This is a genomic window from Bacteroides sp. 11BF (assembly GCF_019633765.1).
Taxonomy (GTDB): Bacteria; Bacteroidota; Bacteroidia; order Bacteroidales; family Bacteroidaceae; genus Bacteroides; species Bacteroides hominis.
The window spans coordinates 1-10,631 of the sequence record NZ_JAFKPJ010000037.1 but is presented as its reverse complement, the minus strand read 5'-3'; the positions used below and the strand labels follow the sequence as shown (position 1 = coordinate 10,631).

Below are 10,631 nucleotides of genomic sequence, written 5' to 3'. Positions count from 1 at the left end.
ATCATTTCATCATGCCATGTTTGCCCATCAGTGCCGGAACTCCGAAAAGTACGGTATCAATTTCTTTCCAGACTATAAAACAAAGACCGAGAGTTTTACCTCCCGGTCTTTGTTAATAGAAATCTCTCTTTTTAATATTCATCATTTGTGATAAATATTTCTACTCTCCTATTTTTAGCACGTCCAGCTTCACTTGTATTGTCTGCAATGGGTTCGCTATATCCTTTTCCATCTTCTGTTATGTTGTTTGTTTCTATACCAGCGGTTCTAAGGTAATTTCCTACTGCTGCTGCTCTATTTTTAGAAAGTATGATATTGTATTGTTTTTCTCCTATATTGTCAGTATGCCCAATTATTTTAATCTTAGTATTGGGTATTTCAGTAATGATATTACATAAGTCAGAAAGCATTTTTTGAGCTTCTTCATTTAATTCATATGAATCAAATTTGAATAGGATTTCACTTTGAGCTGTTGCTTTAAACTGTTCTTTTCCATTTTTATCTTTATAGCTGGAGATTGATAAGCCATCAATAGCTTTTAGTTTATTTCTTCTAGCTTCTATCTTTTCTTGGATAGCTTTATCTCTTTCTTCTTTAACTAATTTTGCACTTCCACCAACTATTGAAGCGGTTGAATAGTTACTATTATTTTCTATCATGTCTTTTTCTTTGTCGCTTAGTTCAGCGTTACTGAAAGTTATCATATGCGTTGAAGTACATGCGGTAAAAAATGTAACAACGAAGGCTGCTAGTATAATTATTTTCTTTTTCATGATTATCTTATTGCTATAATAGGTCTGATTTTAAATGAATTTCTTTTGCTTGTACTGGTTGCTCTTCCTTTTGTTAATGAAGAAATTAGTGCAAACACTTTAGGAGTATCTTTTCCTGCTCCATCTTCTGTAGAACTCCAGTACCAACCATCAAAGTGCGTTCCTCCAATGATTGAGAAAGAAGAATATACCTTTTCAAGATTATTAGAGATTGCTTTGTTTTGTGCGATAGAGCCAATAAACCAACCTGTAACACCTTTTGGTGCGTATTCTATAGCTTTTTGAGCTGCTGGATAAGCTAAACTATCTTTTATAGCAAAGTTCATTATTGCGGCAGTATTAGCTGCTCCATCAAAGCTGTTTTCATCTTCCGAAACATTAGCTATATCCTCGTCTGTATCTATTAAAGGATTTTCTTCTAAATCTTCTAATGAAACGGCATAAGCGGTTTCTTTTATATCAGGATTATTCCCATCATTACACCAAAATACAACTCCAATGGCTTCTTTTTCATTGGGTGAAAAAAGTGAGGGATGCACTATACTTCCATCACTACATAAGATACTACCCGGCTGTAATGATGTGTCTATAATATCTTCGTGTTTTGTACATGATGATATTACCCCTATAATGGATAATAGAATTATATATATTTTTTTCATACTTAATTATTTATTGGAAATTTGACACCTACTAATAATCCATTTCGGAAATGGTCACGTGTCCAAAAGACAAAATCATTTTTTTGCATTACAAAGACTTGCATTCCATTTCTAAATGAATAGCTATATTCTAAACCTATATCAATGGAAGCCTGAAACCCTTTTCTGTTAGCTCCTAAATCTGCTCCAAACCGCCATCTTAAATTACTGTTTTTGCCTCGTGAGATTGTAGGTTTATATGCTGCACCTATGCCGAATGTTTTATAGCTCCAGAAACTATCAGAGCATACCTTATTACATACCGGGCATTTATCATATGCTGTAGCTAAATCAATATATAGTTCATAAGCATTGTGATATTTACCTTCAAACTCCAGCCCTACAACTGCATTGACGGTATTTTTCCATTGCCAACCTCCTGAAATATTAAAAAACTTATCACCATCACCAGCCATTGACTTTAGGGAAAAAAATAAGGTGATAACAAGAAATGCTATTCTTTTCATAATCGTAAAATTTTATTCAGTAAAAGCATCTGCATGAAGAATGTCTGCATAATCAATTCTTAATGTTATAGTACGTCCTGAAATCTGTTTTTCAGATATTTCTATGGTAAGAACTTTTTCGTCTGGGAAAGTAAATTTTTCAAAGACAAAAATATTTCGATAGTTCTTCTTGAAAACAAGATTCTTATTAACTTGCATCAATGGAAGTATTTCTATAGATTGAAAATTAGTAGCCTTTGTTTGTTTTTTATCTTCTATTTTGAAGCGTATTTGGTCTATATCATATCGTATTTTTGTTTTATTAATCATAGAAATATCAATAAAGAAATACTTATCTAATGTGTAGATATTGTTTAGTACAATTTTCATTAGGTTACTTTTACTGGAAACATCATAGAATTTATTTTTTGAAATAAACATTCTATGTGCGTAATCATACATTTGTGCTTTGGTTAAGTTCACTTCTGGATTCATATAGCTACGTAAATCAGCATAAGGGATATTAAAGCGAGTGTATGCTTTTGCTAAATCGCTACTATATACTAGCATATATTGTACGAAAAATCTTTCTGTAACAATGGTGATAACTCCACTAGCTCCTTCTTTTGTGGGCTTTATTCTAAGAGAGTTACCAGTAGGAATATCGCCAACAATATCATTGACTGATATATCAACATATTTTATATCTTCCATAGCTATAAAATGCGTTGAAACATCTTTGTTGACGTATATAACCTTTAGTTCTTCTGGGTTTTCACCTGCAAGCTCGATGTTTTCTCCAATAGGGGTGTTCTGTGCATTTCCTGTAATAACAGAAACCATTGTGCATAATGCAATAAAAATCTTTCTCATATTATTGTTCTTTATCTTTGTTGTTTACTAAAAAAACTTGTGTGTTATATTTTAATTTGGCTTTGTTTTTTTTGATGTTTTTGGAAAGAGCTTGGGTTGTACTACGGTAAGCATCTTGTAAAGCACCTAAAGCGAATTGTTCTACTCCTTCTGATTGGCTGTTCATTTGTATAGTTTGGCTTCCTATTTGTGCTCCAACATCTTTACTCAAATCTCTAAAAGCTGATGAAGGAACAAAGAAACCTTCTTGTCCGTCATTATCATATACAGATAAATCTACTTTCATTTGTCTGCCATCAACCATTATAGAGGAAATATTAATGTGTACTCTTTGAGCTTTAAAGCCAGATACATTCCCATATAGGTAAGTGCCTTTAGTTAAAAGAGCGTCATTAATCATTATATCATCTAGAAGCCGTATGCGTACTCGGCTACCATCTGTTACTTTTAAAGTTTCATCTAATATAGCTGTGATTAGTGAAGTTTTTTGTTCTTTCCCTACAGTATTAAAATATACTTCTGCGGGATTTTTCGCTTTTACAACTTCTATAGCCTTTTCTTTTGGCTTTTCATCTTGTTTTTTTTGAGGTGTTCTAGGACGTGGATTTTGTAATGAATCTATATAAGCCATTTGCATTTTAAAAAGCTCCATTTCTTCTTGCATCTTGGATTTTTCAGGAGCTTTCCTAGTTTCTGTTTGACTTGATTCATCTATAGTAGGAAATCCTTTTATTTGTTGTTCCAATTCCTTTTCTCGGATTCTAGAAGCTTGATTTAAACTGTCAATTTGCCTTATTTCATCATTGGAGTAAAGAGAACCAGAACTTTCAATTTCGCTAACTTCTTCTTCTTTATCTATGGTTTGTATTGATGAATAATCAGAAGATTTATTGAAAGCTCCTTTGAGTGATTCAAATTTACTTTTTATCTCTCTTTTTTCTAAATTAGCATCAGGAATATCAAGATTTAATTCTTCCGTTTCTACTAATGTAGTTTCTTCTGCTGGGGCAGAGTTTATCATATCCTTAACTAGCCATCCTATCCCTAGAATAAAAGGTAGGATGAGTATCGGAATGATGTACTTAGGCTTTTTAATATCAATCTGTTTCATACGCTATTTATTTAATTTATTGTATAAATTTTTTATTCGTATTGTGTCTTCTGGAGTTAATTTCCCATTTTTTCTTAGCTCATTAATTTCATTTTGCATTTTAATCACTTCTAACAAGTCGTGAACTCCTACTTGTTTTTTTTGTAGGGTACTATCAATGTTAATTTGTACTTTGCTTTTTTCTTCGTTGAAAACTTGCATTGGCTTTCTTTCTGGACGCATTACTAATGATAGAATTGTGACGAAAGAAAGGAATGAAATCGTAATTCCAAACATAGCTTTACGGTGTATATCAGCCCACGCCAATAAGCGTTCACAAGCGTTATTAACTCCGAACTTTTGAAATATTTTAGTAAGAAGAACAACTGTAGCTTGCTCGGCTTTAGTCTTGATACTTTCTTTTCTATCATTCTTTTTATGTTTAAACAGTTTCATTAGAAATTCTTTTTTACTTTATAATCTAGGTCTTTGTTTAGTATCGTTTTCCAATCTGTGATAATAAGTCCATGAGGATTGTTTTCAGTGCGTGGAATTTGTCTTAATTTCCCTGTAGTTACAAGTTGCCTTTTTAGAATAGAGGTTTCTCGCTCTATACGTTGGATGCCATAGTACTCAAAAGATAGGTTGTTCATGTCCACCTTGATACTATCTGTCATAATTGTTACTGTTGCAGAACTCGCTAATATGGTGTTGAAATATCCTTTTTCTTTTAAATTATTATATTGTTTTAATCCGCTATCATCAATTAGATACATGGCTTTTTCCATGTTGTATTTTATAAATTCATCGTCTGGTGGTAATGTGAAAAATAAAGTGTGGAATAGATTTATGTGGCTCTTACATTCGACTTCCAAGTTGACTTCTGTACCAGTTTGTTTTACTAGTACAGGGACATCATTATCCAAAACATATATTTTTTTTCTTTCAGCTTTTACTAAAGAGAAACAAAAGGCTAGTACCATACCTGAAATAACTATACTAGTTGCAAAACAGCCAATGGATAAAATTCCGGCTAATTTGATTTTATTTTCTAAGTTTTTAATAATCATGATTATGTGAATTTAAAATTTAATGAATCTTTTTACATAGCTGCACTGGCTCCACCTGTAGCCGGAGCTGCTACAGCTTTGGTTGCGATGGCTGCTCCTCCAACCATGCCTCCTACTGCTTGCCCTACTCCAGTTGTACTTACAATCCATGTAGAAACAAAAGGTATTGTAAGCATGGCAAATGCTCCAAGTAATGCTGTAAGAAGGAAGCTATTGACACCTCCAGAGGTCATTCCGACATACATGACAAATGCAGCTTCATTTCTAAGCGCATATTCTAAAATTTCAATTTCTCTTTCTATCCCATATTGCATTACTACTAAAGAAATTGATAATACTATATATGCAATACATGAATATAAACTAACACTGACAAAACGAGCTATCCATTGTATATAAGCATCCCGAAATGCCGGTAAAACAGAGAATGCAAAAGCTAGTGGACCAAGAATAACTAATATTCCTGTGAATATGATTTGTAGGAAAAAGACAAAATAGGTACATACTTGCCAAAAAGTAACGACAATAAATTCAATGATATTAAACATTATCATTTTAACCTTAGCGACTACATATACATATAATCCAGCTATCTTGTCTCCAATAGCTGAGAAGTCTATACTAAAATCATACCATTTCTTATCCTTAACTTCATTTTCGGCTCTTTCAACTTCTAATGAAGTATGTAATAACTCTACAGCTACGCTATCAATGAGTGCATATCTATTACGAGAAAGTAATTCTACTTCTTCTATCTGATTCGTAAACATAGCCTTGCTTCGTGCTGTTAATAACTCTCCGGGATAACTGATTAGATTAATAAAGGGAATCCAGAACATAAGAACCAATCCCAGTGCGAATGGACGCAATAACGGGATAATCTCTAATTTTTTATCTCCACTCATCATTTTGAAGCTTTCTACTCCAAAATATAACAACATAAAGATTGCTGCCAATGCTTGTGCATCCGCAATAAATTCTCCGAATAGAACAGTTGTTTTATCTCTTAGTCCATCAAATAATTCAAATAAGAATTTATCTATTAACTCATTCATGGCTCATTATTGTTTTATTTATATTATTCAATCTTGTTATTAATGAAAGAACCTCTATTAGTTCTTTATCAAAATCTAAATAGGCTTCCCTTTTTTTAGAGTTACTCATATGTGAATCATGGATTATATCTATGTTCTTTTTTATTCTAGTAACTTCATCAGTTATAACTTCAACATGTTCTTTATTACCGCCATTAGAAGAATATTCGACAAGTTTTTTATTTATATCATTAAGAATATCATTTCTACGATTTTTAGTTAAAGTATATTGATAATCAATTTCTTTATCTCCAAATTTGAAGAGTTCCTGTCTATATATGGTATCAACATTATACCCTTCTTTTTCTGTTTCTGATTTATTGTACTCTACGGCTGCCATCATGGGAATTTCTTGTAACTGGAAATTACGTCTATCTTCCTTCCCGTATTTGTCGTGTAACCCTAAGCCCGGCAAAGGAATTTTAATACCCAAAACCTTTTTATACCATATCCAGTAATGATACCATTCTGGTTGTAGTCGTACTCTATCCATAAATTCCATATTATTAAGCACGCTCCATTTCCCTTTATCCTTTACAGGCATTTGGGAATAGATATTAGAAGTACCAATAATCAACATTAGGGAAAAAAATAAAAGCACTCTTTTCATATTATCTTTTAGGTTTTACTTTATAATTCTGTAATAAATCATCAACTAATTTTGAACGATTATCTTTGTATTTAAATACCCCCGGAGCTAATGTTTGTAATACTCCATTTCTTTTTGCTGTTTTCATCTGTCGGCATACAGCGTATGCTATACCTCTCATGTTTCTTAGTTCATTAATAACATACTTAAGCAAGTCTATTCTTTGCTTATTATCCATAAGGTTTACATCTGTCCCGACAATAGCGACCTGATAAATGTATTGTGTCAAATCCGCAGTGCGATTAACTAATTCTAGCTCTGTTTTTGCTGACACCAATAATAAAGCCGGGTCACCTACAGCAAGTTCAACCATTTGTTTTTGATATTTACCAATATCTGCTGCAATATCAGTGCAGTAGATAATATCTTTTCCTGTTTTTATGATGGCTTCTACAGATTTTAGGCTATTATAAAATTTGCTTTGGAAAAATTCAATCTGAACCATTTTTTCACTGATTTGTTTTTGTATAAGGCTTATTTGAGCTTCATTCTCTTTCACTTTAGAGAAAGAAGTATGTTGCACCTTATGATTAGCTATAAGTGTTTCCATACAGGTTATATCCAAGACTGCCTTTTGCGAATATGCAACTTGGGTTAAAGTAGATGCTACCACTAAAATAAATAGGATTTTCTTCATGATATTATCTTTAACGGTTTGTAATCCATTTGTATTTATCTAGGATATACTTATATAATGGTTGTTCCCCTATGATGTTAAGTATATCTTTTAGGCTTCCATCATCGGAGTGATACCCTAGTACCTTATTGACTTGTAAAACCCAATCCATATTTTTTAATTTGGAAGATTTTAGGTCTATTATAAAATTATCCAATCCTGTTTGGAAACTACCATAAATGATATGATAATATCCAACAGCATCTTTTTCAATTCGTTCTGTAGTAAATGTGAAATATTCGTGTAGAGAAACCTCTACTCCAAATACATTTCCATAATTTCCTCTTTTTATAAATACTTCATTAAACCGATTACGGTTTTCTTTATTGGGAAGTTGATTTATGGTAAATATTTGCTTTTGATTTACTTCCGTTAGGGATAAAAGATTTGCTATTTCTTGATATTTGTCTATAAATTTACTTTGGTCTAATAGGCATATAATATCGGAGTTGCTGATTATAGAGTTTTTGACTACAGGATTACTAATTATGTCCTCCAGTTCTTGAGTAACAACCATTGCCATACCCCAAAATTTACGAACTGTTTTATACAAATAGAGTATATAGCCAGCCATCATAGGGCTAGCTATGGCTTTCCATGCTTCTTCAATTATTAATGCCTTTCTGTTCTTTTTTAATCTCATTTTTTGAATAAAAACGTCCATAATAATTAAGGTTACTATTGGAAATAATTCAGGGTCATCTTTAATTGCATCAATTTCAAAAACTATAAAGGGTTCTTCAAAAAGGGAAGTGTCAAAATCCTCATTAAGAGTTTTTTCTAACTGCCCTCCTTTATAGAATTTTTTTAATAGAAACTTATAGTTAGTAATATCAAAATCAATTTTGTTCTCTTTGCAAATGATAGGTATAATGCGTAGGGAAAATTCGTAGAAAGAGTTAAAAGATAAGCTTTCAACTTTTATTTCTTTCAATATATCTTCCTTCTTCTGGATTCGTCTTTCTATTATAGAAAGTAATCTAGTTTCAGGATTATCAAGCTCTTGGCGTGTAAAGCCTTTTTCGATGAGAATGTTTTGTATCGCTTTTTCTGCGTTGGTTTTTTCTCCGCCTTCTCCTTTTTCTACTAGTTGCTGTAATTTCTCTATTTTTTCGGAAAGTATCTTGCGTTCTTCTTTTTCCCTTTCGTTTTCAAATTCTTCTTCATTGACTTGAAATTCAAGTAGTAAATTTTCACGTATGGCTTCTTTTTCCGCATCTGAATAACCATTAAAGGGATGAAAGTAGAAAGAATAGTATTTTTCTATGGTAATATCCATAATTTCTTCTTCTTGCTTTTTGACCTCACCATTTGCACCTTTCCATATCAGGAAAATTAATGATTTAAGAAAGTTTTTCTTTTCTACATTATACTCTTCTTCAGTAATTCGGAAAGGATTCATAGATATAGGCTTGCTTTCAGAATAAGTAATGTATTTGCCATGATAGTATTCGCACATTCCTGAATAACTATGCCCTGTATCTACCAATACAATATCAGTGTTATCTAAAACCCATTGTCTTACTTTGGAGTTGACATAGAAAGACTTACCAGAACCACTTGGACCTAAAACAAAGAAGTTGGAGTTATTTGTATATTTTTTCTCACCTTCTTTCCCGGACATATCTATTCCAACAGGCAATCCTTGTCTGTCAGTAAAATAAGTGAGAAAAGGGCTGTTTTCTGTTACTTGTAATTTTTCCTTGAACAAAAGACAAATTGCAGCATCGGAAGTTGTTAGAAATTTGTCATAACTGTTTAGGTTGATTGCGTTTCCTGGCAGTGCACATTCGAATAATTCTAATTGGTTGAAGCATTGTTTATTAATAATAATGCCACAATCAAAAAGAGATGTTTCAACATAGTTGATAGCCTTACTAATATCATCAAGACCAGCAAGAATGATATTATAATGTGCATATACAAGCATTTGCCCTTCTCTGGCAATATCCGACTGCACTCGTTCTATGTCTTCTACACATAAATCATTTGCAGGGTCAGGCATTCCTTTATGTTTTTTCTTTTTGCCTTCTAATTTGTTTGCTTCGTTTCGTTGGTCTGGAATATTTATTACTTGATTATAGATAATTGTGTCTATACTTGGTGTATCATGCAAAAAAGAGAGTAAGTCAACAGGAAATCTTAGCCCAATATTGACCTCTTTATATGGTTTTATAATAGAAGGAAAATTAACTTCGTCAATATCTACAAGAGAAATGCACTGTACGTTTTTTTCCCCAATTATAAGATTTTCTTCTCTTGCTTTGATATTTTTTAGGCTTACTGTTTGCTGATTGAAATTGATAGATAGAAATCTTTTTATATATATTTCTATTTCATTTTCATTTAATAGTTTAGCTCTTATTCCTCTATTAGCGAATAGTCCTAATACTTTTGTGATGTTTCTAATAAAAGTATCAAACCTTCGAGGGTCAAAAGAAAAGAATTTAGACCTTTCTACTTCTCCTGTAATAACAAGATAAGTAGAAATATCAGTATATATTCGTCCTTTAAAATGTTCAAAATAACGATTTGATAAATAGTCGTTCTTCCTATTCTGGGGTGGTAAAAATGATTTTTTACATAGAATATCCTGTTTTTGTATTGTATATCCAGTTCCTAATACTTTGAGGATATTAGTAAATAAGTGGTGAAAATCATAGTAAGCATCCATATCTGCTGAATACTGTATTATAGGATTTTCACATTTAATGATAACAGAATAGTCGCCCCTTCGGTTATAAAATATAGGAGTATTGTCTATTGTTTCAATACCAATATAAGGAGCTTCAAATTCACTTTTCTTTTTCATAAGCTTTATTTTTTTCTATCTCTTATAAAAGTGCGTGATACTATATATATGCCTTTTCGTTTATCTTTCCTGTGAAGCCCTTTTCTTTGTAATTGCGATGTTATTCCTAACCCTCCAAACATAACTATTACAAGAGTTATACCTCCCCACATAAAAGAAGCTAGAGTAGAAACAATAGCACATAAAAGTAAAGCACTAATAATACAAGCTCCACCGATATATATGAACTTGCCTTTAAATCCTTTGAAAATAAGGGGCTTTTGTAGCCCCTTATATACATTGTAACTTGGATACTCTTTCGACATATTAGATTCCGAAGAATGCTTTTACGACAACACCTGATACAACCAGAAAGATACATGACCCCATCCAGCCCATAACAGCCTTTTGTACATCTTGGTCACCAGAGTTCCATTTTAAATAAACTCGCACTGCTCCAACTAATCC

At 32.2% G+C, this 10,631-nt stretch carries 13 protein-coding genes; all 13 read right to left on the bottom strand.

Annotated features, from left to right (window positions below):
- Window positions 1-131 precede the first annotated feature (131 nt).
- Window positions 132-773: an OmpA family protein gene (locus tag JZY04_RS20455; protein ID WP_004295385.1), complete on the bottom strand. Its 642-nt coding sequence runs from the start codon at window positions 771-773 to the stop codon at window positions 132-134.
- A 2-nt stretch (window positions 774-775) separates the two neighbouring features.
- Window positions 776-1,435, bottom strand: a complete 660-nt coding sequence (locus JZY04_RS20450; RefSeq protein ID WP_007559134.1) for a hypothetical protein — start codon at window positions 1,433-1,435, stop codon at window positions 776-778.
- 2 nt (window positions 1,436-1,437) lie between these two features.
- Window positions 1,438-1,941, bottom strand: coding sequence for a hypothetical protein (locus tag JZY04_RS20445; RefSeq protein ID WP_007559132.1), 504 nt, complete (start codon window positions 1,939-1,941; stop codon window positions 1,438-1,440).
- Window positions 1,942-1,953: 12 nt separating this feature from the next.
- A complete protein-coding gene (traN, locus tag JZY04_RS20440) occupies window positions 1,954-2,793 on the bottom strand; it encodes a conjugative transposon protein TraN (RefSeq protein ID WP_004295380.1) in 840 nt (279 codons plus the stop codon).
- A 1-nt stretch (window position 2,794) separates the two neighbouring features.
- Entirely contained in the window at window positions 2,795-3,904 is a 1,110-nt protein-coding gene (traM, locus tag JZY04_RS20435; RefSeq protein ID WP_007559128.1) for a conjugative transposon protein TraM, read from the bottom strand.
- Between the two features lie 3 nt (window positions 3,905-3,907).
- Window positions 3,908-4,339: a hypothetical protein gene (locus JZY04_RS20430; protein WP_007559125.1), complete on the bottom strand. Its 432-nt coding sequence runs from the start codon at window positions 4,337-4,339 to the stop codon at window positions 3,908-3,910.
- Window positions 4,339-4,953 (bottom strand): conjugative transposon protein TraK, encoded by a 615-nt coding sequence (gene traK, locus JZY04_RS20425; protein WP_005647312.1) that lies wholly within the window; start codon window positions 4,951-4,953, stop codon window positions 4,339-4,341. Before traK ends, JZY04_RS20430 begins: the two co-directional genes overlap by 1 nt.
- 32 nt (window positions 4,954-4,985) lie before the next feature.
- The gene (locus tag JZY04_RS20420) at window positions 4,986-6,008 is read right to left on the bottom strand and encodes a plasmid transfer protein (protein WP_007559121.1); all 1,023 of its coding nucleotides are present in this window, start codon (window positions 6,006-6,008) and stop codon (window positions 4,986-4,988) included.
- Window positions 6,001-6,657 carry a hypothetical protein gene (locus JZY04_RS20415; protein ID WP_042994649.1) on the bottom strand — a complete coding sequence of 219 codons (657 nt, stop codon included), beginning with the start codon at window positions 6,655-6,657 and terminating at the stop codon, window positions 6,001-6,003. The genes JZY04_RS20420 and JZY04_RS20415 overlap by 8 nt, the downstream gene beginning before the upstream one ends.
- A gap of 1 nt (window position 6,658) precedes the next feature.
- Window positions 6,659-7,333, bottom strand: a complete 675-nt coding sequence (locus JZY04_RS20410; protein WP_004295374.1) for a hypothetical protein — start codon at window positions 7,331-7,333, stop codon at window positions 6,659-6,661.
- 10 nt (window positions 7,334-7,343) lie between these two features.
- A complete protein-coding gene (locus JZY04_RS20405; protein WP_042994648.1) occupies window positions 7,344-10,184 on the bottom strand; it encodes a conjugal transfer protein TraG in 2,841 nt (946 codons plus the stop codon).
- A 5-nt stretch (window positions 10,185-10,189) separates the two neighbouring features.
- Window positions 10,190-10,489 carry a hypothetical protein gene (locus JZY04_RS21580; protein WP_004295371.1) on the bottom strand — a complete coding sequence of 100 codons (300 nt, stop codon included), beginning with the start codon at window positions 10,487-10,489 and terminating at the stop codon, window positions 10,190-10,192.
- Between the two features lies 1 nt (window position 10,490).
- Window positions 10,491-10,631, bottom strand: a 141-nt coding sequence (locus JZY04_RS20400; RefSeq protein WP_220577451.1) for a DUF4134 family protein, incomplete at its 5' end; no start/stop codon positions are given.